Consider the following 24,323-nt stretch of genomic DNA (forward strand, 5'->3'; position numbering starts at 1 on the left):
GAGGTGCGTAGGATCGGGCCGTTCCCCCGCTTCCAACCGGCAAGGGAGTCCTATGTCCGTGGCAACCCAGTCCGCGGCAACCGCGTCTGTCGCACCCCGTTCAGGGCCGACCGCCGTCCTCGTCCTCGCGGCGGGCGCCGGCACCCGGATGAAATCGGCGACCCCGAAAGTTCTGCACGAAATCGGCGGGCGTTCACTGCTCTCCCACGCGCTGCATGCGGCCGCCGACATCGAGCCCGATCACCTGGTGGTGGTAGTCGGCCACGATCGCGAAAAAGTCGGCGCGGCCTGCGCAGACGTGGCCGCCACCCTCGATCGCGACGTCCTGACGGCGGTCCAAGAGCAACAGAATGGCACCGGCGACGCTGTGCGCGCGGGGCTGGCCTCCCTGCCCGCCGACTTCGACGGCACCGTCCTCGTCACAGCTGCTGACGTCCCACTGCTCGACGGCCCCACATTGCGGGATCTGATCGCCGCCCACACCACGTCGCCTGCCGCCGCCGTGACGGTGCTGACCTCCACCGCTGCCGACCCGACGGGCTACGGCCGGGTGCTGCGTACCCAGGACGGCGCCGTGACGGCCATCGTCGAGCAAAAGGACGCTACGGAGCAGCAGCGCCGGATCACCGAGGTCAACTCCGGGGTCTACGCCTTCGACGCCCGCAACCTGCGTGGGGCGCTCGCTGAGTTGTCCCCCGACAACGCCCAGCACGAGCTCTATCTCACCGACGTCGTCGAGATCGCGAACCGCCACTCGAAGGTGGTGCGCGCCAAACATATTGTCGACGCCGCGCTGGTGGCCGGCTGCAACGACCGGTTGCAGCTTTCCGACCTCGGAGCCGAGCTCAACCGCCGCACCCTTGCGCGCCACATGCTCGCGGGTGTCACGATCATCGACCCCACCAGCACCTGGATCGACGTCGATGTCGTCATCGCGGCAGACGTCACCATTCTGCCCGGAACGCAGTTGCACGGCGGGACGAGTATCGAGACGGACGCGCGGATCGGCCCGGACAGCACCTTGACCGACGTGACGGTGGGGGCAGGAGCCACGATCATCCGTACGCAGGCCAGCGAGTCGGTGATCGGCGCGGGCACGCAAGTCGGTCCGTTCGCCTTCCTGCGCCCGGGAAGCGTGCTCGGTGACGACGGCAAGATCGGCACGTTCGTCGAGACCAAGAACTCCGACATCGGGCGCGGGGCCAAGGTTCCCCACCTGACCTATGTCGGCGACGCCACCATCGGCGAGGGCACGAACATCGGTGCGTCCAGTGTCTTCGTCAACTACGACGGCGTGAACAAGACCCGGACCGTGATCGGAAAGCACTGTCGCACCGGCTCGGACACCATGTTCGTCGCGCCACTCAACGTCGGTGATGGCGTTTACACCGGAGCAGGTACGGTTCTCACGCAGGATGTGCCCGCAGGCGCCTTGGCGGTCTCCGGCGGCAAACAACGAAATATCGACGGCTGGGTGCAATCCAAGCGACCCGGTACGCCCTCAGCCCGGGCCGCTGCCGAAGCACTCGACGCACCACTTGCCGAGAACAAGCAACCAGAAAGAGACACCCAGTGACCTGGACCACGACAGACAACCAGAAGAGCCTGATGCTGTTCTCTGGTCGCGCACATCCCGAACTGGCCGACGCCGTCGCCCGCGAGCTCGACATCAAGGTGACCCCGCAGACCGCGCGCGACTTCGCCAACGGCGAAATCTTCGTGCGCTTCGAGGAGTCGGTCCGCGGTTCCGATGCGTTCGTGTTGCAGAGCTGCCCGGCACCGCTGAACAAGCACCTGATGGAACAGCTGATCATGATCGACGCGCTCAAGCGCGGATCGGCCAAGCGCATCACCGCGATCCTGCCGTTCTACCCATACGCTCGCCAGGACAAGAAACACCGTGGCCGCGAACCGATTTCGGCTCGCCTGGTCGCGGATCTGCTCAAGACCGCCGGCGCTGACCGCATCATCACCGTCGACCTGCACACCGACCAGATCCAGGGCTTCTTCGACGGTCCGGTCGACCACATGCATGCCCAGGGTCAGCTCGCCGAATACGTCAAGGACAAGTACGGCACCAAAGACATCACCGTCGTCTCCCCCGATTCCGGCCGGGTGCGCGTCGCCGAGAAGTGGGCCGACGCACTCGACGGGGCGCCACTGGCATTCATCCACAAGACCCGTGACCCCCTGGTCCCCAACCAGGTCAAGTCGAATCGCGTGGTCGGCGACGTCGAAGGCCGTACCTGTGTCCTGATCGACGACATGATCGACACCGGCGGCACCATCGCCGGAGCGGTCAAGGTCCTCAAAGACGCCGGAGCCGGCGACGTCGTCATCGCCACGACTCACGGTGTGTTCTCCGACCCGGCCGCCGAGCGTCTCGCCAACTGCGGCGCACGCGAGGTCATCGCCACCGACACCCTGCCGATCGGCCCGGACAAGCAGTTCGAGAATCTGACCGTGCTCTCGATCGCACCACTGCTGGGTCGGACGATCCGCGAGGTCTTCGAAAACGGTTCGGTGACCAGCCTTTTCAACGGTAACGCGTAGGAGTTCGCACATGGCTGCGACGATCTATCACAATCCGAAGTGCTCGACGTCGCGTAAGACGCTGCAACGCATGCGCGATGCAGGGATCGAGCCGACGATCGTCAAATACCTTCAGACGCCGCCGAGCCGGAGCGAACTGGAGAAGATGATCTCCGACGCCGGGATCGAGGTCCGCCAAGCGGTACGCACACGCGAGGCGCTGTACAAAGACCTCGATCTCGCCGACGCCTCCGACGATCAGTTGCTGGACGCGATGACCGCCAACCCGATCCTGATCGAGCGGCCCTTCGTCGTCACCGACAAGGGCACCCGGCTCACGCGGCCGGTCGAATCGGTCGACGAGATCTTGTAGGGAGCGGTCCGTCTGCCCTATCCGCCGAACGGCGCGATGGCGGTCAAGGTCGGCTTCGACAGCCGTCGCTGCAGTCGCGGCACAGCGATGGCTGCGAGTCCCCGTAGCGCGCCCTTCGTCATGTCGAAGAAGTCGAAGTAGTCTCGCCACACGGTGACCAGGCCATTCTCGACCTCGAACCGGCCACACACCCAGAATTGCATCGAGAACCGGCCGAAGGTGAGTTCATCGATGCGTTCGGTCAGCACGACGGGGCCGTCGCTCGTGACGTTGATGAATTCGACGCCGAAATCTGCGCGCGGGTTCTCCATCACCTTGAGAACCTTCGCGACGCGGGCCTTACCGCGGATCGTCGAGACCCCGACGTTGGTGTACAGGATGTCGGGGTGCGCCAGTTCCATCGCGGCGTCGAGGTCCCCTAGTGCGAACAACTCGAGGAACGATCGGGCGACCTCGGCTTCGGTTCTGTCGGTCTCTGTGTCGAATGCGTCTGCCATACCGGCGACGCTACCTGCCGGGGCAAGGTTGTTGTCGCCGAGTGGTTCGCGGCCCGTCCATCAGCGCGAATCGGAGCTGCGGCGCAGGTGCGGTATAGTTTGGCCCGTTGTCTCGGCGAGGGTGACCTGTGGTCACCGTGATCGGCGCGGCGTGGTCTTCCTCGCAGGGTGGACTGTGGCTGTCACCGATATATGCCGTGACCCGCAGAACTCAGACCCGCATCACCAGAGGAGACATCCACCATGGCATCTGCCAATCAGGCCAGCGTCATCAACGTCGCGCTTCGCACCGAAAGCGGAAAAGGTGCTTCACGCCGCGCCCGCCGCGAGGGCAACGTGCCCGCCGTGCTCTACGGCCACGGCTCCACCCCTCGCCACCTGCTCGTCCCGGCCCGCGACTTCGCAGCCGTCCTGCGTAACAACGGCCTCAACGCCGTCGTCGACCTCAAGATCGAGGGCGAAGGCGAGCAGCTCGCGCTGACCAAGCAGGTCGACGTGCACCCGATCCGCAACTACATCGAGCATGCCGACTTCGTCGTCATCACCCGCGGTGAGAAGGTGACCGTCGAGGTCGCGATCGTGACCGAGGGCGACGCCGCTCCGGGCAACCTGGTCACCCAGGACGCCAGCTTCGTGGAGATCGAAGCCGACGTGCTCTCGATCCCGGAGCAGATCGTCGTGTCGGTCGAAGACGCCGTCGCCGGGTTCTCCGTCACCGCCGCAGAACTCACGCTGCCCGAAGGCGTGACCCTGGTGTCCGATCCCGAGACGCTCATCGTGGCCGTCAACGAGGCCCAGAAGGCCGAGACCGAGTCCGACGCCGACCCTGAGGCTCCGGCCGCAGAGGGCGAAGAGGCCCCCGCCGAGAGCGAGTAGTCACCCGCGTTCATTTCGTATCAACTCCGGTCCGCACACTTCGGTGTCGCGGGCCGGAGTTCGTTGTGGCGCAGATTGCGCGTTCTCGGCATGCGCGCGCCCGCCGACGAGTTTGATGGCGACGCCGAGGGCACTGACCACCACACCGACGATCTCCCAGGGGCCGACCGCATCGCCGAACATCGGCCAGGCGAGCAGGATCGTGGTCGGCGGCACCAGCAGCAGCAGGGTGCTCACATGCATGGGCCCTGCTTCTCGGTTGACCCACATGTACGCACCCCAGCCGCCGAAGGTCGCAAATCCGATCGCCCAGGCCAACGACCACGCGAAGTCGAACGTCATCGGGGGAACCACGTCGGCGACAATGACATTGACCACCCAGAAGATCGCGGCGCCTACCACACACTGCACCGCGAGGGCGGCGGCCATCGGTTCAGGAGCGTTGATCCGTCGCTGCGTCAGCGTGCCGAAGACCAGCGCGAGCATGCCGCCCACGCACATGAGGTAAGCCCACCACGGGGCGCCGCCGGAGTTCATCTTGCCTCCGACGACGAGCCCGACGCCGACGATGCCGACGGCAAGCCCGAGCCATTCGCGGGGCCCTATCCGCTCACCGAGGATCGGCACCGCAACAGCCGCGACGACCAGAGGTTGTAGCGAGCAGACGAGGGCGGTGATCCCCGGGCTGAGGCCGGCACCCACCGCTGCACTGATCGCACCGAGGTAGAGCCCCTGCATCACAACTCCGATGCCGACCTGGCGCGCGATCCCGGCACGGGTGATGCGTAGACGTCTGACGAGGCAGAACCCGATGAGGAGGACGGCCGCGACCGCGAACCGGCAACTGAGCAACATGTGCCACGACGAGTATCTGGCCGCCATCTCGGCTCCCAGATATCCCGAGCTCCACATCAGGACCAGAATCACCGAAGCTTTGAACATGTAGACAGGTAAACACACCGGTCGGTATACTTGCAGTGTATTTTCCGGCGACCAGGAGAGACCACCATGAACGCTGCCGCCACACTGTCCTTGCCCGTCGAAGCCCCGATGACCCCAGCCGCCGAACGCATTTTGTCTGCGGCGGGCACGTTGTTCTACCGCCACGGGATTCGAGCTGTCGGGGTCGAGTCGATCGCCGAGGCTGCCGACACCACCAAGAAGACCATCTACGACCGGTTCGGCTCGAAAGACGGTCTGATCGTCGCGTATCTGCACCGACGCAGTCTCCGCTGGCGCACGCTGGTCCTCGATGTCATCGCCGACAAGGCAGTCGGTGCCGAGCAGTCCCTCGCCGTGTTCGATGCCACCGATCAGTGGATGGCGTCATGGGGTCGCGGTTGCGGGTTCGTGAACGCATACGCAGAGCTCGGTGGCACCGAGCACCCCGGCGTCCCGATCATCGTCGAAGAGAAGACCTGGGTTCGAGATCTATTCGAATACACTTGCACTGCAGCCGATTACCCGAATCCAGCTTTTCTGGCAGGCCAGCTGACGTTGCTGCACGAAGGCAGCATCGTCGCGCGAACGGCGGGTGCACAGCGCGACGCCGCCGACATCGCCCGACGCACCGCGCAGGTGCTGCTGGGCATGGATGACAGAATGGCCGCGTGACCGATGCGATCGTAATTGTCGGCCTGGGAAACCCCGGCAGCCGATACGAGAAGACCCGCCACAACGTGGGCGCGATGGCGGTCGATCATCTCGCGGGAAAGCTCGGCGAGAAATTCAAAACCCACAAGAAGTCCGGAGCGCAGGTCGCTGTCGGGCGGCTCGGCGGCACTTCTGTGGTCTTGGCGAAGCCGACGTGCTTCATGAACGAATCCGGTCGTCAGGTGGGTCCGCTGGCTGCGTTCTACTCGACGGGACCGGAGTCGCTGATCGCCGTGCACGACGAGCTCGACATCGACTTCGGTGCAGTCCGGCTCAAGCGGGGCGGCGGCGAAGGTGGCCACAACGGCCTGAGGTCGATCTCGCAGGCGCTCGGCAGCAAGGACTACCTGCGGGTCAGGCTCGGTGTCGGACGTCCCCCGGGCCGCCAGGATCCCGCCGATTTCGTCCTCAAACCCTTCTCGAGCACCGAACGTCCAGATGTCCCGCTGCTGCTGGAGAACGCAGCCGACGCGATCGAACTGCTCATCAGCCGCAGCCTCGAAGATGCCCAGAATCAAGTCCATGCGTGGTGACCTGTTCGCAGATTTCGCAGCCGCCCTGAACTAACCTGTTACAAGCTGCGCCGGCCGACCGATACACCGTGCAAGCCGCAATGAGAAGAGGAACGCTATGCCTGTCATCGCTGACAAAACCGGGATCAACAACGTCGGGATTCTCGGGATCGGCGCCTACCGACCGGACCGCGTTGTCACCAACGACGAGATCTGCGAGCAGATCGACTCCAGCGATGAATGGATCTACACCCGCACCGGCATCAAGACCCGCCGGTTCTGCGCTCCCGAGGAATCAGCGACCACCATGGCCATCGACTGCGGCCGGAAGGCGATCGCCAACGCACTGCTCAGCGGCTCGGACATCGACGCCGTCATCGTCGCGACCAACACCCACCTCCTGCTGACCCCGGCTGCGGCGACAGCCGTCGCGACCGCTCTCGGCGCCAACGGTGTGCCGGCCTTCGACGTCACCGTCGGCTGCGCGGGCTTCGGCTACGCGATGGGCCTCGGCGCCGACATGATCCGCGCAGGCAGCGCCAGCAACGTTCTCGTCATCGGCTCCGAACAGCTCTCTGTCACCCTCGACCCCACCGACCGCAGCAACTGCTTCATCTTCGGCGACGGCGCAGGCGCAGTGGTCCTCGGCGCAGCCGAAGAGCAGAGTGTCGGCCCGGTCATCTGGGGCAGCGACGGCTCGCAGTACGACGCGATTCGTCAGGACATCGACTGGATGACCTACATCAACAGCGACCACAAGCAGCGCCCGTACCTGCGCATGGAGGGCACCAGCGTCTTCCGCTGGGCGGCCTTCGAGATGGGCAAGGCCGCGCAGCGCGCCCTCGACGCCGCCAAGATCGATGCCACGGAACTCGACGTCTTCATCCCCCACCAGGCGAACTCGCGCATCAACGAACTGCTCGCCCGCGGACTCAAGCTGCGCGAGGACGCCGTCGTCGCCAACGACATCGAGCACACCGGGAACACCTCGGCCGCCTCGATCCCGCTCGCCATGGAAGACCTGCTCTCTCGTGGCAAGGCCAAGCCCGGTGACACCGCGCTGCTCCTCGGCTACGGCGCGGGTCTGAGCTACGCGGCGCAGGTCGTCAAGCTCCCGCCGGTCCCCTTCGAATAGGCGGCCCCGGTCGGTTCGGCACGGTCGGCGGTCGGTTCGGCACGGTCGGTGGATTAGTCCCTGCTCGGGGTGGGTCTGTAATCTTTCCCAGGTGAGTTCCGACGTTGCCGCGACCCCCAATGCAGCATCCTCTGCTGTCCGGACAGTGGTTGCCCGCGAGGTCGCGCGCCGGCGTACCTTCGCGATCATCTCCCACCCCGACGCCGGTAAGTCGACGATGACCGAGGCGTTGGCGCTGCATGCCCGCATGATCAGCGAAGCGGGCGCCATCCACGGCAAGGCCGGCCGCCGCTCGACGGTCTCCGACTGGATGGAGATGGAGAAGGCGCGCGGGATCTCCGTCAGCTCGACCGCCTTGCAATTGAACTACCGCCTCGACGGCCCCGACTCCGACGACATCACGGTCATCAACCTCGTCGACACACCTGGTCACGCCGACTTCTCGGAGGACACCTACCGCGTCTTGACCGCGGTCGACGCCGCAGTGATGTTGATAGACGCCGCAAAGGGCCTCGAGCCTCAGACCCTCAAGCTCTTCCAGGTCTGCCGGCACCGCGGAATCCCCATCATCACCATCGTGAACAAGTGGGACCGGCCGGGCCGTACCCCGCTCGAACTCATCGACGAGATCTCCGAGCGCATCGGCCTCACCCCCACCCCGCTGTACGTGCCGGTCGGTATCGCCGGAGACTTCAAGGGGCTGCTCGATCGCACCACCGGCAACTACATCCGTTTCACCCGCACTGCAGGTGGAGCGACCATCGCGCCCGAGGAGCTCCTCGACGCCGACGCCGCTCTGGCGAAGGAGGGCGACGACTGGATCAACGCGGTCGAAGAGAGCGAACTCCTCTCGGAGATGGGCCAGGATCACGATCAGGAGATGTTCCTGGCGGGACAGACCTCCCCGATGATCTTCTCGTCAGCGATGCTCAACTTCGGTGTGCGTCAACTACTCCAGACGTTGGTCGAACTGGCACCGCCCCCACAGGGCCGTGCGGCGATCGACGAGACCGTCAGAGAGGTCACCGACCCCTTCAGCGCCGTGGTGTTCAAGGTGCAGGCCGGGATGGATTCATCGCACCGAGATCGACTCGCGTACATGCGTATCGTCTCCGGTGAGTTCGAACGCGGCATGGTGGTCACCCACGCCCAGACCGGTAAACCCTTCGCCACCAAGTACGCCCAGGCGATGTTCGGTCAAACGCGCGCGACAGTCGACACCGCCTACCCCGGAGACGTCGTGGGTCTCGTGAACGCCATGGCTCTTGCGCCCGGCGACACCCTCTACGTCGACACCAAGGTGCAGTATCCGCCGATCCCTTCGTTTGCACCTGAGCACTTCTCGATGCTCCGCGCGGAATCTGCGGGCAAGTACAAGCAGTTCCGCAAGGCCATCGATCAACTCGATTCCGAAGGCGTTGTGCAGGTGCTGCGCAACGACATCCGTGGCGATGCCTCCCCGGTCCTGGCCGCGGTGGGACCCATGCAGTTCGAGGTCGTCACCGCCCGCATGAAGACCGAGTTCGGTGTCGACACCAGTTTCCAGCCTCTGCCCTACACACTGGCGCGTCGCACAGACGCAGCCAGCGCAGATGAACTGGGCCGGCAACGCGGTGTCGAGGTGTTCACCCGCACCGATGGCGCGATGCTCGCCCTCGTCAGCGACAAGTGGCGCCTGCAGTACATCGAAAAGGAACACAGCGACCTCACCCTCGAACCGTTGGTGGCGACGGCGGATTGATGCAGCGGCACGGTCTCCTTCGCGTGGCCACCGCCGTGGTCGTCGCTGCGCTCGCCCTCGGTGCGTGCAGTGATCACTCGGACCCGCCCGATACGGCGAAGGTCTCGTCCTCGGACCCGGCACCGACGCCCGCTCCCAACGCCAAGGTGGCGACCAGCGAATGCGGACGTGAACCCCCGAACGCCACCATCGATCACAGCCTGCAGGACTTCACCTTCGGTAAAGGGTCGGCGACAGTCCTCGTCAGCGGAGCGACCGGGCAGGCCGACTGCTACAGCTATCAGCGCTGGGGCAACGCCGATCCCGCGGTCCCACTCGACAGCCTGCTGTTCCTGTTCAAAGGTCCTACAGCAGACGGTGTCACGATCGACATGCTCGTCGGCGACCTCACCGTCGCGACGCGGGTCAATGCCCGGGTGGCGATAGCCCAAGGCGACACCACGTTCCAGGGCGACAGCTGCTCGATGACGATCACCGCGCTCTCGAGCAGCGGCGTGGCGGGCAAGTTCACCTGCCCTACCGCCACTCGGGTCTTCGGCAATCCCTTTGCGCCACTGGACGATGCCGAGCCTGAACCGAGCCAGTCAGCGCCGCTACCCACGGTGGCACTGTCAGGGTGGTTCACCACCAGCCGCTGACCGCACTCAGGCGGTCACCTCGAAGGCTCGCGACGTACCGGCGAAACCGGTGACCACTCCGGCAGGATTCTTCCAATCACCGAAGTATCTGATGCGGAAGGTCCCAGAGGTCCCCACCGGAATGGCCCAGATGACCTTGATGACCGACGCGTCGAGACTCCCCTCCGGCCGTGACCAGTGAAACTCCGTCGACCACGAATTGTCGTCGAACACCCGGATCCATCCATCAGCCGAGCGCCGCTCGACCGACACGTATGTGTCCGACCGGCGCAGATTGTTGTTCGGGTGTGCCCCGACGAACTCGGCAATCGCGCTCTCCCCTGCGCGATAGCCGGACTTCGGGGCGAGGAGAACGTCGCCGAACCGACGTCCCGCCGGCGGCGCATCGGGTGGAGGGGGTGGCACCAGATCCGGCTGGATGCCCGACTTGTCGAGAGGCGCCGGACCGCGACCCAGATCGGTACCACGGGCGAGCGCGCTCGCGAGCTTGTCGAAGCTCTGCATGTACGCCGGCAGCGTCCACCGCCCGAACTGGGTTTCGCCGCCCTCGTACTGTTGCGACACATACTCTTCGGGGGTGGTGACGTACTGGCTGTAGCCGTTCGCGAAACCCTGCAGCAGTACGTTGTCCATGGGTATGCGGAGGGCGTTCGCAACCACCCGCCGGACCCGCAGCCCGGACACGATGGTGAACTCGGCGGGTGCTGCGGCGAGCACCAGGTCTCCGATGCGCATGATCTGCACCGGCATCACTTGCGGGATCCACGGCCACGGCGGCAGCAGCCCGAGCGGGAAGGCGATCAGCTTGGGGGCCTGCACATCCCGTATCCACGGCGAGACCGGTGCATCGAGTCCTCCGAGAGCCGCGACCAGCGGGTTGACCTGACCTTCGTAGAAGAACGGCAACGGCTGCTCGAAGTTGTCCTCGGTGCTGGTGGCCACAGCACCGGCGCCCATCATCGCCGGGCTGGTCCTGGCCGCCTTGCCGTCGAGAGTGTACGAGCCGTCGATGGCCACGTCGGAGAAGTCCACGTAGTGGACCACCGAGTCGATGCCGCTGCGGGTCATCGCCGAACTGTCCGCCAGTGCCTCGCGTCCCGCCTGGTATTGCCGCTCGCCGATGATCGCGCAGTTCGCCCTGTTGTCTTTCGTGGGACCTGACGGGCTGAACGGCACCAGGTTCAGATTCGGCGACATGTCTCCGGCGTTGGTCTGCGGAAATGCCGCGATCAGCCCGGGTTGATCGGTTTCCCACCGATGGCTCGCGTAGCCCTTGTTGTCGACCGTGATCAACCGGTTGTGATCGGCGATAGAGGTGCCGTGGGTCGAGAACCACGTGATCACCCCGATGTCCTTTCCGCTCTGCGCCAGTCGCAGCACGGTCACCGCCGGATCCACCGCACCCGGGAACACCTTCTTGTCCTCGGCGGGGTTCAGATCGAAGGCCGCTCGTGATCTTTGAGCGCTGGCATTGTGTAACTCGCTGCGGCCCAAACTGATCGTTCCCGGGGCCAGCGAATCGTGTGCCCGCGCGACGGCATCGACAATGCCGCCGACCTCGGCGTCGTACGAGTTCTTTTTGAATCCGAAAGCCGCCAGGGAGTACGCGTAATCCCAAGCCGTTCCCCCACACGAGTTGTGATTGTGGGTGGCATTCAAATTCACGTTCTTCGCGGTGTACAGCGAGCCATACCTCTTCTGGAGTGCGCGCAGCACACCGAGGTGGATCGACTCGAACAGGCATGCCGAATCGGCGGTGACGAACACGACCCGATTACCCGTGGCGTTGTCGACGATGATGAATGCTCGTGCCCAATAACGCATATGCAGTCCCTGTGCGATCTGCTGAGGCTGCGAGTACCCCATCATCCCCTGTCCGGCAACGGCGCCGGTCATGTCCGCCCGGCCCGCACCCACCAGGTACACCGGCGATGCAGCGCCCGCGGTCCCGGTCGCCCCCAACCCGAGCGCGCCGGCCGTTCCCGCAACCACGGTGCCGGCCGCCGCCGCGCCGAGCAGTGTCCGACGCGAGATCTCGGGTCCGCGTGCCCCTCTGGATTCGGGATGGTCCATGGTCGCGCTCCCCCTGTTGTGATTGCTGCCTGTCCCGCGACGTGCCGGTGTCATGGTCCGAGTACCGATCGCAGGTACGGATTGTCGAACACGCGATCCGGATCGAAGTCAGCGCGTACGGCAAGGAACTCGTCGAACCGCGGGTACACCGTGCGCAGGTACTCCGTCCCTGCGGTGTGCATCTTCCCCCAATGCGGTCTGCCTCCATGGGACATCATGATCTCTTCGACGTCATCGAAGTAGCCGTCTGCTCGATCCCCGTGGTACCGGTGAACGGCGATGTAGCCGGTTACGCGGCCACTGGCCGTCGACAGCATCAGGTCGTCAGCGGCGGCGGCCCTCACCTCCAGCGGGAAGCTGATCTTGTATCGGCGACGAACGATCACCTCGCGAACCTGCTGCAGGGCCTCCGGTATCCGCTCGATCGGCAGCGCGTACTCCATCTCGCGAAATCGCACGGTTCGCGACGACACGAACACCCGAGTGGACGAATCGGTGTAACTGCGCGCCGACAACGCCCGGGATGCCAGTGAATTGAGCGTCGGGACCACCTTCGGAGTCCGCGCCCCCACTGCGCACAACACCCCGAACAGACCGTTGCTCAGTAATTCATCGTCTATGTAGCGACGCACTGTGCCCGGTCCATGCGCCGGCACATCGGCGCCGACCCTCGCGTTCTTCTTCGTGAGGGCGATCGCGGTGTGCGGAAACCAATAGAATTCGTAGTGGTCGTGCGCAGCAACAGAATCGAGAAACGAATCGATCACATCGTCGATGGGCTCAGGCCCCTCCTGCGCATGCAACCCGAAACTCGGCACACACTGCAGGGTGATCTCGGTGACCACTCCGAGGGCGCCGAGGCCGAGTGCGGCAGCAGAGAGCAACGCCGGCTCATCGCTACCGACCTTTCGCACCTCACCTGTACCGGTGACGATCTCGAGACCGACGATCTGGGTGCTGATCCCGCCGAAACCACCACCTGTGCCATGCGTTCCTGTCGACGTCGCACCAGAGAGCGTCTGCGCATCGACGTCGCCCAGATTGGGCATCGCCAGTCCGTGCGGCGCCAGCAGGTCCGGGACCTCATGCAGGGTGGTGCCTGCCCGGAAGGTCGCCTGTGCGGTACCGGCATCCACCGACACGAGTCCGCGCAGGGCGGACATGTCCAACTGGATTCCCGCCGCCACCGCGATCGCACTGAAGCTGTGGCCGGAACCCACCGGTTTGACCGTCAGCCCCTCGGCGCGGGCGTCGGCGATGGCCGTAGCGATGTCGCCGGCCGAGCGGGGCGTGCGCACCTGCGCCGGGACCACCGACTCGGTGCGGCCCCAATTGCGCCATGTCCCCGGAGCCGATCGCGCGCTCACAGGAAACACTTCCCCTCGCCGCGGTACGTGGGCAGCTCGCCCACGACTGTGTCGCCGTCGACCACCAGCACTGCGTTCACATGCTCACTGAGCTCACCGGACTTCGTGTGCCGCAGCCAGATCCGGTCGCCTACGGTGAGTCGACGCGCCTGAGCTCCCTGCAACGGCGTCTGAACCTCTCCGGCCGCCTCACGGGTGACGTACCCCAATCCTGGTGGCCAGACGGGCAGCGGCAGTCGGTCGGCTCCGGGCGGGCCGGAAGCGATCCAGCCGCCACCCAGACAGGTCACCATGCCGCGCGTCGGGACCCGCGCGACCGACAGCGCAAACGACATCGCGGGTGCCGGTTTGAAGTGTGCGTAATTGTCGAACAGGTGACCACCGAAGAATCCGCTGCCCGCGGCGATGTCCGTGATCGAGGGATCGAGCGCGGTTGCCTCGATCGAACCCGTGCCCCCGGCATTGACGAACTCGAGGTCGGCGATGTCTCGGATCGCGGCCACGACCGCCCCACGGCGCTCGATGAGCTCGGTCATCGACCGACGCTGCATGTCGCCGATGATGCTGTTGCGCAGACGCTTCCCCGGCACCTCGTTTCCGACCCCGGCGACCTGCGCCTCGTACGACATCACACCCACCAACGTCATCCGCTCACAGCCGAGGATGGTGCGCGCGAGTTCCACGGCCTGGGCCTCGGTGCGCACCGGCGATCGCCTCACCCCGATGTGGCCGAGCAATGGCGTCTTGTACGAGGCGTCGAGGTCGATGGCAATGCGCACGCCGCCGGCCGCGCCGGCAATCGCTCTCCCGATCAAGCCCAATTGCTCCACCGAATCGACGAGCAGGGTGACCCGCGCTGCCGCGACAGGATCGGCCACCAAGGCCGCGATCGCACGGGGATTCGGAGACGGGTATCCCACGAGCACATCGGTGATCTCCCCGGCCGTCGCCAGCCAGTGTGCCTCGGCAACGTCGTAGGCGAGCACGCCGGCAAATCCATCGACGGCCACGATCTGCTCGATGACCGAGCGCACCCGCAGCGACTTGGACGCGACCCGGATCGGCACTCCCCCAGCCCGAGCCCGCAGGTCCGCGAGGTTGTGCCGTAGCGCCGACAGCTCGAGTACGGCCACCGGACTGTCCACGGCGCCGTACTCACCGACGGCGTGTTCTATTGCGCCCCAGTAACTCTCCGGATCGGCATCCCACGGCCACTGCGGCCGCATGACCGCGCAGCCGAGATCGAGATCGGTCACCGCACACTCCTGACCTGCAACACCGAGAGACCGCCGAGTACGCCGAAAATCGCAGAGGCGACGAACAATCCGGTGAATCCCGCCGTCGCCTGCACGATCCAGGCACCGAGCAGTGGACCCAGTGCCTGCGGTACGGCCATTGCTATGTTCATGATCCCCAAATCTTTTCCGTAGTGGTCGGCGTCGGGCAGAACCTGGGTGGCCAGCGCCTGGTCGACGGCAAGGAAGCTCCCGAATCCCGCACCGAGCAGGGCCGCGGCGATCAACGTCGTCGACAGACTCGGTACCACCGCGATGATCACGGCTGCGACCCCCTGCAGCACACCGGAGATGAGCACGAATGGTTTGCGCCTGCCGATCCGGTCGCTGAGTACACCCGACATCACCGACGCCCCGATGACGAACACCATGTAGACAGCAGTCAGCGCGAGCAGTGACACTTCGGGGTCGGAGACCTCGAGTCCGAACTGCAGGTAGAAGAACAGTAGTGACGTGCCCAGTGCGTTACCGATGTTGACGAGGATTCGGCCGAGCAGCGTCCAGCCGAAGTCGGGGTGCTCGCGTGGTGAGATCCACAACTCGGACAGCAACTGCCTGCCGGTGAGCCGTGCGCGATCATGTTGCGGCACAGCCGCATCGTCGACGAAGTACACAAACGGTGCGACGAGGAGGATCAGCAGGACCGCGAGCACCGCATACCCGGCGAAGAACCCGAGCGCGAGAACGGACAGTACCGCGATACCGATGATGGTTCCGATTGCCTGCGGCGCGGACACCCAACTCGAGACGACCCCACGCTGATCGACAGGGACCTGGTCGCTGATCATCGCGGTCAGCGCTGACGAGGCGGCACTGAAACCGGTGAGCGCCAGACACCAGCAGAACGCCAGCCCCCAGTAGGTGTCTTGCAGACCGAGCAGGATGAGCCCGACCGCGAAAGCCAGCACGCCTCCGAGAATCCATGGCCGACGCCGGCCGAACCGGCTGGTGGTGCGGTCGCTCAGTGCACCTGCCATCGGGAAGGTGATCAGTGCGCACAGCGCCGACATCCCCGAGATCGTGCCGAATGTGGTGACGCTTTCTTGCCAATTGTCCTGCCGGAGTTCGGACCCGAGCCCGAGCCAGTCGTTGATCTGCTCGGGCAGCGACAGTTGAAAGGGAGCCAGTTGCGCCATCCAGATCCCGACCCACGCGAGCGCGAACAGACTGATCCAGCGGTTCGAGACCCTGGCCGGGGTGAGCACCGTCATCGGGCCGCCACATGGCCGCGCAGCATGGCGACCGTCGAGTCGATGATCCGCTCGGCGATCTCCCGGTCGCCGGTGTTCAGATATGCCAGCGTCAAGCCGTCTGTCGCGGCCACCACCAGCGGCGCCAGGTCCTTCGGATCTGTTGCCCACGACAGGTCCATCGCCGCCGCGGCCGCTTCTAGCGAGGCCTGGGCGATCTCGTAGTAGCGCTCGTACAGGCGCCGCGCGAAATGCTCGAGTCCCTCGGTGCGACGTGCGTATTGGGCAAGGGTGATCATCGCCGCCTCCCGACCGGGGTCCGCGATGACGCTGTCGAGGTATGACATGAGGCCCGCCTTGAGCAGCACGCCGATGTCATCCGGCAGTGTCCACGATCCGTCCGACGACGTCGAGGATCCGCCGGGCTCGGCTACCGGTGGTGTCAGCGGTGCGGTGATCGTCGCGAACTCGTCGGAGGTCCCACGGGCGACCAACTCCGCCAGCAGTTCATCGCGGGATGCGAAGGCATAGTGGAAGCTGGCCAGGGACATCTCTGCCTCAGCGCTGATCCGGCGAGTTGTCGCAGCTTCGACACCGTGGTCGGCGATCACCCGGAAGGCCGCTTGGACCAGCAGGTCCCGGCGCCGCTCCACAGAGATCCTCGCCATGACTGCGCACCTCCGCCCACACCAGAACTGGGTCAAACGACCCACTTGATCACCGAGGGTAGGGCACGGTCACTCCCGGCGCTGCCTGAATCGCGGTACTGCGTCGCGACAACGAACCGATCAGCCGATGATCCGGTTCACCACATCAGGGTCGACATCGAGCAGGTCGGCCGGACTGAACGACGGATTGCGATCTTTGTCGACCAGCACAGCACGCACGCCTTCGGCGAAGTCGGGGGTCCTGGTGATCTGCTCGGCGGCGTGCAACTCCCTCTCGAGGCACTCGTCCAGAGTGGATCGGGCCCCTAGTTCGATCATCGCGGCGGTGACCACGAGACTGGTCGGTGAGGCCTGCTCGAGCAACGTCACCATCTCGGCCGCCCAGTCGTCGCCCACCGCTCCCCGCAGCCCACCGAGGATCGCGTTCACCGGATCGTCGCTGAAGTACTCGGCGATCTTGGCCAGCGGGAGGTCGGTGCGGGACGCGTCTTCGGCGCGCCCATTCAGCGCCTGGGCCAGCGGGATCCCGGAGCGGATTGCGTCGGCCAGCTCTCCGATCTTGGCACTGGGCACATAGTGGGTGGCCAAGCCCACCGCGACGGCGTCGGCGCCGCGCACGCGGGCGCCGGTGAGACCCAGCCAGAGTCCGACTCCGGCAGGCAGTCGCGGAAGGAAGTAGGTCGAGCCGATGTCGGGCATGAAACCGATGGCCGTCTCCGGCATCGCGATCATGGCCTTCTCGCTCACCACCCGCACCTCCCCGTGCACGCTGATCCCGAGGCCACCACCCATCGCCGCGCCGTCGATCAGCGACACATATGGCTTGGGATACTCCGCAACCAGTTGATCGAGTTCGTACTCCGCGCTGAAATAGCGGGTCACGGCCGCGGTGTCACCGGCGATCGCGGCATCCCGGATCGCTCGGATGTCACCGCCTGCGCAGAACGCGCGATCGCTGGCCGAGGTCACCAGTACCAGTTCCACCGACGGGTCATCCGCCCACTCGGTGAGGATGGGGAACATGTCGTCGACCATCGTCTGATCGAGCGCATTGAGCGCCTTCGGCCGGTCGAGGATGATCTCGCCGACACCGTTTCCCACCGACGTGCGGATGAATGACACGGACCTTCTCCTTCTCAGCCGACTTCTTCGGCCAGTTCGAGCCACGACTCTTCCGCGGCTTCACGCTCGGCCACCACGGATTTGAGCTCCACGCCCAGCTCGATCAACCGATCGGCATCCGTGCCTGCCGTTGCCAGCTTCTCGTGCAATTCCTTCTCTTTCACAACAAGACGCTGCACCTGACGTTCGACCTTCTTGAGCGCCTTCTCCATATCCCGCTGGGCTCCGGAACCTTTGCCACCGGGGCTCTTCGCGGCCGAACCCTCTGACCGAGTCGACGGCGCCGCCGACACCGCAGCGGGTCCGGAGGCCAGCTTCTTGAGGTACTGCTCGATGCCGCCCGGGAGATTGGTCAGCTTCTTGTCACCGAACAACGCCCAGGTGCTCTCGCAGATGCGCTCGATCAGGAATCGGTCGTGGCTGATGACCACCAGGGTTCCGGCCCAATTGTCGAGCAGGTCCTCGAGTTGTTGCAGCGTGTCGATGTCGAGGTCGTTCGTCGGCTCGTCGAGAAGCAGCACGTTGGGTTGGGCCATCAGCACCCGCGTCAGCTGCAACCGGCGACGCTCGCCACCGGACAGATCGCCGACGGGGGTGCGCTGCCGCGCTGGGGTGAAGCCTAGGCGTTCGGCCAGCTGGCCCGCCGAGACGTCTTTGCCACCCAGCTCGATTCGGCCCGCGACGTCCTCCACGGCCTCGATCACACGCATGTTCGTGGGAAGATCGTCGAGTTCCTGCCGGAGCCAGCCGATTTCGACGGTCTGACCCTCGATACGCTTGCCCGCGGCAGGTGGAACCTCGCCGGCGAGGGCGCGTAGCAGCGTCGTCTTGCCCGAACCGTTGATACCCACCAAACCGATCCGCTCACCGGGGGCGAGTCGCCAGGTCAGATCGTCGACCAGAACTCGACCATCCGGGGTCGTGAGGGTGGCGTCTTCGAGCTCGATCACGACCTTGCCGAGTCGGCGCTTGGCAAAGCTGGCCAATGCCACCGAGTCTCGAGGCGGCGGTACGTCAGCGATCAACTTCTCGGCCGCCTGGATGCGGTACTTCGGCTTCGAGGTACGGGCAGGCGGGCCGCGACGCAGCCAGGCGAGTTCTTTTCGGGCCAGGTTCTGACGACGCTCCTCCGCGGCATCGGACAAGCGTGTCCGTTCCGCACGGGCGTAGACCCAGTCGTTGTAGCCACCCTCGTAGCTCTCGACCGTCCCGTTCTGCACTTCCCACGTGGTGGTGGCGACGGTGTCGAGGAACCAGCGGTCGTGTGTCACGACCACGAGTGCGCTACGTCGATTCACGAGATGATCCGCCAGCCAGGCGATGCCCTCGAGGTCGAGGTGGTTGGTCGGCTCGTCGAGGATCAGCAGGTCGAGGTCTTGCACCAGCGCGGCCGCCAACGCGACGCGACGGCGCTGGCCACCCGAGAGGGAGGTGACCGGAGTGTCCAAACCCAGTGCGCCGATGCCGATTCCGGCGAGCACGGAGCGAATCCGAGCGTCGCCCGCCCATTCGTGCTCGGCGACGTCGAGCGGACCCAGCACGATCTGCCCGATGGTCGACTCGGGCGGCAGATGTCCCCGCTGGGTGACAACAGCCATACGCAGACCGCTGCCGCGGGCAACCCGGCCGCTGTCGGGTGGCTCCAGTCCGGCCAAGATCTCCAGCATGGTGGTCTTACCGCCACCGTTGAGGCCGACGACACCGATGCGGTCGCCTTCCTGGACGCCCAGACTCACGGACTCCAGCAGAGGTTTGATACCGAACGACTTGCTGATGTTCTCGACCGAGATCAGGTTGGCGCCTTGTTTACGTGCCGATGTCATAGTGAACCGTCGATCAGTCGGGCGCCGGCCACCGGGCCGGTCGCGGTACGTACCGCGCGGCACACGCCGGCGCCGGACAGCTCTGCTGCGGTCGTGACCGCAGCGTCGGAATCGGTGCACAGGAATGCGCAGGTCGGTCCCGAGCCGGAGATGATGCCAGCGAGGGCGCCTGCATCCACTCCCGCACGCAGGGTTCGGCGCAGCGCGGGGCGCATGGACAGCGCCGCCGGTTGCATGTCGTTGTGCAGCAAATCCGCAACTCTCCTCGGGTCCCCGGATGCGAGCGCCTGTAGCAACTCGTCGGGTGATTCTGTGTAGGTGCCGGTGTCGTCGGCGGACGAATAGTTCTCTCGCAGGTGATCGAGCTCGCGGAAGACCTCGGGGGTACTGAGTCCTTCTTTCGCCACCGCCAGCACCCAGTGGTATTCGCCGCGGGAGAGCACGGTGGTGAGTTTTTCTCCACGGCCGGTGCCCAGCGCCGTCCCACCACGAAGCGAGAAGGGCACGTCGCTGCCCAATTCGGCTGCCAGATCGCGCATCTTGTCGCGTCCGATCTCCAGATGCCACATCCGCGCCAGCGCCACCAGCGTGCCCGCGGCATCGGCACTGCCACCGGCCATGCCGCCGGCCACCGGGATGCCCTTGGCGATCGTGATCGCAACCGCAGGCTCGCGGCCCGCGATCCTGGCCATCAGTTCAGCCGCCCGCCACGCCAGGTTCGTCCCGTCGACGGGAACCTCGCGAGCGCTGTCACCGGTGACGGTGATCGACAATTCGTCGGCCGGAACCACCGAGATGGTGTCGGAGAGCGAGAGGGCCTGGAACACCGTCGTCAGTTCGTGATAGCCGTCACGGCGCGGCAAACCCACGCCGAGGTGCAGATTCACCTTGGCGGGTACCCGAACGGTGACGGGGCGAGGGACGACAGACAACACGGTGTCCTAGTCTATGCGGCCCGCCTAATCGAGTTGCGCGGCAAGCGCCACATAGTCTTCGATCGCCAGCCGTTCCCCACGCAGACCAGGGTCGATACCCGCACCGCGCAGCCACTCCTCCGCCTTGACCGGAGAGCCGGCCAGACCGGACAGGGCCCCGCGTAAAGTCTTGCGACGCTGCGCAAATGCCGCATCGACGACGGAGAACACCCGCTTACGGTGCGCCTCGTCGACGGGCCACGGGGCCTGCGGATAGCGGCGGATGCGTACCAGCCCGGACTCCACCTTGGGTTCGGGCCAGAAGACACTGCGGCCCACCGAACCGGCCTGCGAAACCTCACCGAAGAACCGCGCCTTGACGCTCGGGACGCCATAGATCCGGCCGCCGGGCCCGGCGGCGAGACGTTGTGCGACCTCCAATTGCACCATCACCAAAGCGGTCTGGATGCTGGGCAGTTGGGACATCAGGTGGATCAGCACCGGGACTGCGACGTTGTACGGCAGGTTCGCCACCAACGCGGTCGGCATGGCGGGCAGATCGGCTGCTGTGATCTTGAGCGCATCTGCGCCTATGACGGTCAGTGCAGCCGCCTGATCCGGAGCACGATCGGCCACCGTCTCCGGCAGCCGTCCGGCGAGGACGGGATCGATCTCGACGGCAAGCACCTGATGAGCGCTCGCGAGCAATCCCAGGGTGAGCGAGCCCAGACCCGGACCCACTTCCAGCACGACGTCGTCGCTGCCGACACCCGAGGCGGTGACGATGCGGCGCACGGTGTTCGCATCGTGCACGAAGTTCTGGCCCAGCGTTTTGGTGGGCCGGATGTCGAGGTCGGCCGCGAGCTCACGGATTTCCGCGGGGCCCAGGAACAACGGCGTGGCGCTCACCGCGCGACTTCGGGTGCAGCGTGGGGAATGGTCGTCAGCCCAAACCGAGTTTTGACGAGCAGGAAGGCCATGCGCCCCATCCTTGCGCGGCCTGGGTCTTCGTGGCAATTGCGATCTGCTCTTCTCGGGTGGCCAGGTCAGCGCGCGGCGCATATTCTTGGCCGCCCCAGCGATCCCAGGTGTTCTGATCGAACTGCACACCACCGTAGAAACCATTGCCGGTGTTGATGGCCCAGTTGCCGGTGGCCTCGCACTCGGCGAGCCGGTCCCAGACAGAACCCGGCGGGACATACGGCGCGCCCGGCTTGGTGCCGACAGCAACTTCCGCGGCGATCGGCTCCACCTGCACCTCGGCAGCCAGCTTCGTCTTCTCGGTTTCTTCGCCGTTGACCGTGGTCACCGAGTACGTGACCTCCTGCGAACCGGGTGTGCCCGGCTTCTTCACGATCTTGCGACCGGTGATCAGCTGGGGGTCATCAATCGTGTTCTCGGGAGGCGCCACCGGTTCGGTGACGGTCACCTCTGCGGTGCGGATCCGCGTCACCGTGATGGTCATGTTGTCGGTCACCGGGGCGTCCGCGGCAGGTGAGACCTCATCGGTCGGCGCCAGCGGATTGCCGGTGTCCTCGAGCAACTCGGCGACGGTCTTCGCAGCGATGTCCTTGGTGGACTTCTCTTTGCCGTCGGTGAGCGTGACCTTCTTCGGGAGCACGACGTTCACCGTGCCGCCCGAGACAGGCAGCTGGTCTGTGGCCGGGCCTTCGATGTCGTTGGCGTCGGAGTCGAGGTTGACCTCCGCCAGCGCTTGCTCGACGGTCGTCGCAGTCGTCTTGATCTCTTTCGGCTCACCGTCGACGTTCACCGTCAGTGTCTTGAGCCGGTGCAGGGTGATGGTCTCTCCGTCGCCCACACCGGAGTCGGGAGCCGGCGCGACGAGATCGCCGTCGGCCGGATTCAGGCCCTGTTCGTCGAGAATCCCGTCGACCGAGCCCCGCATCGTGGCGACCTCGACGACCTTGCCGTCGACATCGATTTTGACGTTCTTGTACATCGCGGTGCCCATGACGCCGCCTGCTATCAACACGATCAGGATCAGAGCGACGGCGATGCGCGGGGTGCGCGAGGTGGATTCGTTGATACGAGAAAGCACAGACATGATCACAACAAGATAACGAGATGGTGTTGGTCGTGCAAAGTAAGTTGGGTTACCGCAGGTCCAGGCCATACGCACGGATGGCGTTTTCGGTAACAAACCGGGCAAGGCGCTCTGGCGGGCACCCCCGGACCTCCGCCAGCGCCCTCGCGGTGTAAGGGAGGACGTACGACTGGTTCGGCTGTCCCCGGTACGGGTGCGGGGTCAGAAATGGTGCGTCGGTCTCGATCAGCAACAGGTGATCGGGCACCAGCCGTGCCGCAGCCTGCAGGGTGGTCGAGCTCCTGAAACTCACCGTTCCCGCGAAGCTCAGCAGGTACCCACGCTCGACGCATTCGGCCGCGACCTTCTCGTCACCGGAAAAGCAGTGCATGATCACCGTCTCCGGACTGCCCTCGCGCTCCAGCACATCGAGCAGGTCTCGGTCGGCTTCACGGTTGTGGATCATCAGCGGCTTGCCGACCCGCTTGGCGAGATCGATATGCCACGCGAACGCCTCGTGCTGTTGCGGCAACGTCGCGCAGTCGTCCGACTTTCCCGGCCAGTAGTAGTCGAGGCCCGTCTCCCCGACCGAGACCACCCTGGGGTCGCCGAGCATCTGCTCGAGTTCGGCCTTCGCGGCGTCGTCGAGTTGATGGGCGTGGGTCGGATGCAGCGCGACCGCCGCGTAGGCGCGGTGATCCCAGTGCGCCGCATCGACGGCCCAGCGGGCGTCGACCATGTCATCGGCGACCGTCACCACCGCGTGCACGCCGACCGCCTCGGCGTGGTCCAGGATCTGTTTCACCGACTCGGGGTCGCGGCCACCGCAGGCAGCAAGATGGGTATGGGCATCGACCAGTGGTCCCACCGGCTCCGGATCGGGCGGAGGCGTCCGGCGACGTTCCTTCTTCAGCTGCTTGTTGCTCTTCTCTTCCGCATCGGGCTGTTGCGCCGGGCTCTGCTGGGTCATGTCAGAGATCGACCTCGCCCGCGATGATCGTCGTGCTGCGGCCGCCCACCCAGATGTTCGTGCCGTCGTCGTCGATGAACACCCGTCCGGCCCTGCCCAGCGCCGTGCCCTGCGACGCGACATAGCGCGCAGGCGCTACCTTCTCGGCGCGCAACCAGGTCGCGAGGCCGGCATTGAGGCTCCCGGTCACCGGGTCTTCGGGTACGCCGATCTCCGGGACAAACGCTCGGACCTCGTAATCGGGACGGTCCTGCGGTCCACTGTCCCGGTACGGGCCGATCAGTCCGACATGCAACGACCCCAGGGCGGCGAAATCGGGCCTCACGTCGAGGACTCGCTGCGCCGAGGTCAGCAGCAGACCGATCCACCGGGGCCCGTTGTCCACCCAGTTGGCCGCGACCACATCGGACGGCCGCAGATCCAGCGCGCGTTGGATCACGTCCAGGTCGGACGCGTCGACGGGACCAGACCTGATGAGCGGGGGCGCCGCGAAGGCAAGGGCGTCACCGTCGCGGCGGATGGAGACCAATCCGACGCCGCACTCCTGGATGATGGTGCCGGCTTTCGGTTCACCGCCTGCTCGCAGCCATGCATGTGCCGATCCGAGAGTCGGATGGCCGGCAAACGGCAATTCTTCCCCTGGAGTGAAGATGCGCAGACCGTAATCAGCCGATGGGTCGCGTGGCCTGGTGAAGAACGTGGTCTCCGACAGGTTGGTCCACCGGGCGAACGCCGCCATCTGCTCGTCGGTCAGACCTTCCGCATCCAGGACCACGGCCACCGGATTTCCGGTGAGAGACCCGGACACGAACACGTCGACTTGCTGGAATGAGCGGGAAACCATGACCAGATTGTGCCTGCCAGGCGTCGTCGGAGGTACTCGGGTCTCGAAGTCTGCAT

23 protein-coding genes are annotated in these 24,323 nt (G+C 65.5%); 9 read left to right on the plus strand and 14 right to left on the minus strand.

The window, feature by feature from the left end; genetic code table 11:
* Positions 1–52 precede the first annotated feature (52 nt).
* Genes glmU through arsC form a run of 3 tightly spaced genes read left to right on the plus strand, consistent with a single transcriptional unit; the run spans position 53 to position 2,905 of the window.
* Positions 53–1,576, plus strand: coding sequence for a bifunctional UDP-N-acetylglucosamine diphosphorylase/glucosamine-1-phosphate N-acetyltransferase GlmU (gene glmU / locus DFR67_RS05270; RefSeq protein ID WP_110468391.1), 1,524 nt, complete (start codon positions 53–55; stop codon positions 1,574–1,576).
* Positions 1,573–2,553 (plus strand): ribose-phosphate diphosphokinase, encoded by a 981-nt coding sequence (locus DFR67_RS05275; RefSeq protein WP_110468392.1) that lies wholly within the window; start codon positions 1,573–1,575, stop codon positions 2,551–2,553. The genes glmU and DFR67_RS05275 overlap by 4 nt, the downstream gene beginning before the upstream one ends.
* A 10-nt stretch (positions 2,554–2,563) precedes the next feature.
* Positions 2,564–2,905: an arsenate reductase (glutaredoxin) gene (gene arsC / locus DFR67_RS05280; protein ID WP_110468393.1), complete on the plus strand. Its 342-nt coding sequence runs from the start codon at positions 2,564–2,566 to the stop codon at positions 2,903–2,905.
* A gap of 17 nt (positions 2,906–2,922) precedes the next feature.
* Here the strand turns inward: arsC and DFR67_RS05285 are convergent, their stop codons facing one another.
* Positions 2,923–3,402 (minus strand): limonene-1,2-epoxide hydrolase family protein, encoded by a 480-nt coding sequence (locus DFR67_RS05285; RefSeq protein ID WP_110468394.1) that lies wholly within the window; start codon positions 3,400–3,402, stop codon positions 2,923–2,925.
* A 243-nt stretch (positions 3,403–3,645) separates the two neighbouring features.
* On the opposite strand from DFR67_RS05285, the gene DFR67_RS05290 reads away from it, so the two are divergent.
* Positions 3,646–4,278, plus strand: coding sequence for a 50S ribosomal protein L25/general stress protein Ctc (locus tag DFR67_RS05290; RefSeq protein ID WP_110468395.1), 633 nt, complete (start codon positions 3,646–3,648; stop codon positions 4,276–4,278).
* On the opposite strand, the gene DFR67_RS05295 is transcribed toward DFR67_RS05290, so the two are convergent.
* Positions 4,279–5,220 (minus strand): DMT family transporter, encoded by a 942-nt coding sequence (locus DFR67_RS05295; protein WP_110468396.1) that lies wholly within the window; start codon positions 5,218–5,220, stop codon positions 4,279–4,281.
* A 66-nt stretch (positions 5,221–5,286) separates the two neighbouring features.
* Between DFR67_RS05295 and DFR67_RS05300 the strand changes: the two genes are divergently transcribed.
* The 5 genes from DFR67_RS05300 (at position 5,287) to DFR67_RS05320 (ending at position 9,957) form a co-directional block, all read left to right on the plus strand.
* A complete protein-coding gene (locus tag DFR67_RS05300; RefSeq protein WP_110468397.1) occupies positions 5,287–5,892 on the plus strand; it encodes a TetR/AcrR family transcriptional regulator in 606 nt (201 codons plus the stop codon).
* Complete coding sequence (pth, locus tag DFR67_RS05305) at positions 5,889–6,464, plus strand: aminoacyl-tRNA hydrolase (protein ID WP_110468398.1); 576 nt, start codon at positions 5,889–5,891, stop codon at positions 6,462–6,464. Before DFR67_RS05300 ends, pth begins: the two co-directional genes overlap by 4 nt.
* A 97-nt stretch (positions 6,465–6,561) precedes the next feature.
* A complete protein-coding gene (locus tag DFR67_RS05310) occupies positions 6,562–7,578 on the plus strand; it encodes a beta-ketoacyl-ACP synthase III (RefSeq protein ID WP_110468399.1) in 1,017 nt (338 codons plus the stop codon).
* A gap of 145 nt (positions 7,579–7,723) precedes the next feature.
* Positions 7,724–9,319 carry a peptide chain release factor 3 gene (locus DFR67_RS05315; protein WP_211324964.1) on the plus strand — a complete coding sequence of 532 codons (1,596 nt, stop codon included), beginning with the start codon at positions 7,724–7,726 and terminating at the stop codon, positions 9,317–9,319.
* Positions 9,319–9,957 carry a hypothetical protein gene (locus DFR67_RS05320; protein WP_110468401.1) on the plus strand — a complete coding sequence of 213 codons (639 nt, stop codon included), beginning with the start codon at positions 9,319–9,321 and terminating at the stop codon, positions 9,955–9,957. Before DFR67_RS05315 ends, DFR67_RS05320 begins: the two co-directional genes overlap by 1 nt.
* 6 nt (positions 9,958–9,963) lie before the next feature.
* Here the strand turns inward: DFR67_RS05320 and DFR67_RS05325 are convergent, their stop codons facing one another.
* The 12 genes from DFR67_RS05325 to DFR67_RS05380 all read right to left on the minus strand — a co-directional run bounded on the left by DFR67_RS05325 (position 9,964) and on the right by DFR67_RS05380 (position 24,267).
* Positions 9,964–12,030 carry a neutral/alkaline ceramidase gene (locus DFR67_RS05325; protein WP_110468402.1) on the minus strand — a complete coding sequence of 689 codons (2,067 nt, stop codon included), beginning with the start codon at positions 12,028–12,030 and terminating at the stop codon, positions 9,964–9,966.
* A gap of 50 nt (positions 12,031–12,080) precedes the next feature.
* Positions 12,081–13,397 (minus strand): D-arabinono-1,4-lactone oxidase, encoded by a 1,317-nt coding sequence (locus tag DFR67_RS05330; RefSeq protein WP_245937742.1) that lies wholly within the window; start codon positions 13,395–13,397, stop codon positions 12,081–12,083.
* Positions 13,394–14,623 (minus strand): alanine racemase, encoded by a 1,230-nt coding sequence (locus DFR67_RS05335; RefSeq protein ID WP_110468721.1) that lies wholly within the window; start codon positions 14,621–14,623, stop codon positions 13,394–13,396. The genes DFR67_RS05330 and DFR67_RS05335 overlap by 4 nt, the downstream gene beginning before the upstream one ends.
* A 26-nt stretch (positions 14,624–14,649) precedes the next feature.
* The gene (locus DFR67_RS05340; RefSeq protein WP_110468404.1) at positions 14,650–15,903 is read right to left on the minus strand and encodes an MFS transporter; all 1,254 of its coding nucleotides are present in this window, start codon (positions 15,901–15,903) and stop codon (positions 14,650–14,652) included.
* The gene (locus DFR67_RS05345; protein ID WP_110468405.1) at positions 15,900–16,550 is read right to left on the minus strand and encodes a TetR/AcrR family transcriptional regulator; all 651 of its coding nucleotides are present in this window, start codon (positions 16,548–16,550) and stop codon (positions 15,900–15,902) included. Before DFR67_RS05345 ends, DFR67_RS05340 begins: the two co-directional genes overlap by 4 nt.
* Before the next feature lie 120 nt (positions 16,551–16,670).
* Positions 16,671–17,672, minus strand: coding sequence for an enoyl-CoA hydratase/isomerase family protein (locus tag DFR67_RS05350; protein WP_110468406.1), 1,002 nt, complete (start codon positions 17,670–17,672; stop codon positions 16,671–16,673).
* Between the two features lie 14 nt (positions 17,673–17,686).
* A complete protein-coding gene (locus tag DFR67_RS05355) occupies positions 17,687–19,495 on the minus strand; it encodes an ABC-F family ATP-binding cassette domain-containing protein (protein ID WP_084834440.1) in 1,809 nt (602 codons plus the stop codon).
* Entirely contained in the window at positions 19,492–20,430 is a 939-nt protein-coding gene (locus tag DFR67_RS05360; protein ID WP_110468407.1) for a 4-(cytidine 5'-diphospho)-2-C-methyl-D-erythritol kinase, read from the minus strand. Before DFR67_RS05360 ends, DFR67_RS05355 begins: the two co-directional genes overlap by 4 nt.
* Before the next feature lie 24 nt (positions 20,431–20,454).
* On the minus strand, positions 20,455–21,318 hold the full coding sequence (rsmA, locus tag DFR67_RS05365; RefSeq protein ID WP_245937743.1) for a 16S rRNA (adenine(1518)-N(6)/adenine(1519)-N(6))-dimethyltransferase RsmA: 864 nt from the start codon (positions 21,316–21,318) through the stop codon (positions 20,455–20,457).
* A gap of 34 nt (positions 21,319–21,352) precedes the next feature.
* Positions 21,353–22,474 carry a resuscitation-promoting factor gene (locus DFR67_RS05370; RefSeq protein WP_146240376.1) on the minus strand — a complete coding sequence of 374 codons (1,122 nt, stop codon included), beginning with the start codon at positions 22,472–22,474 and terminating at the stop codon, positions 21,353–21,355.
* A gap of 49 nt (positions 22,475–22,523) precedes the next feature.
* Positions 22,524–23,423 (minus strand): TatD family hydrolase, encoded by a 900-nt coding sequence (locus DFR67_RS05375; RefSeq protein WP_110468410.1) that lies wholly within the window; start codon positions 23,421–23,423, stop codon positions 22,524–22,526.
* Between the two features lies 1 nt (position 23,424).
* Positions 23,425–24,267: a PhzF family phenazine biosynthesis protein gene (locus tag DFR67_RS05380; RefSeq protein WP_110468722.1), complete on the minus strand. Its 843-nt coding sequence runs from the start codon at positions 24,265–24,267 to the stop codon at positions 23,425–23,427.
* Positions 24,268–24,323: the final 56 nt, after the last annotated feature.

Origin of the sequence: Williamsia limnetica, assembly GCF_003217475.1 — a bacterium.
In the GTDB taxonomy this organism is placed as follows: Bacteria; Actinomycetota; Actinomycetes; order Mycobacteriales; family Mycobacteriaceae; genus Williamsia; species Williamsia limnetica.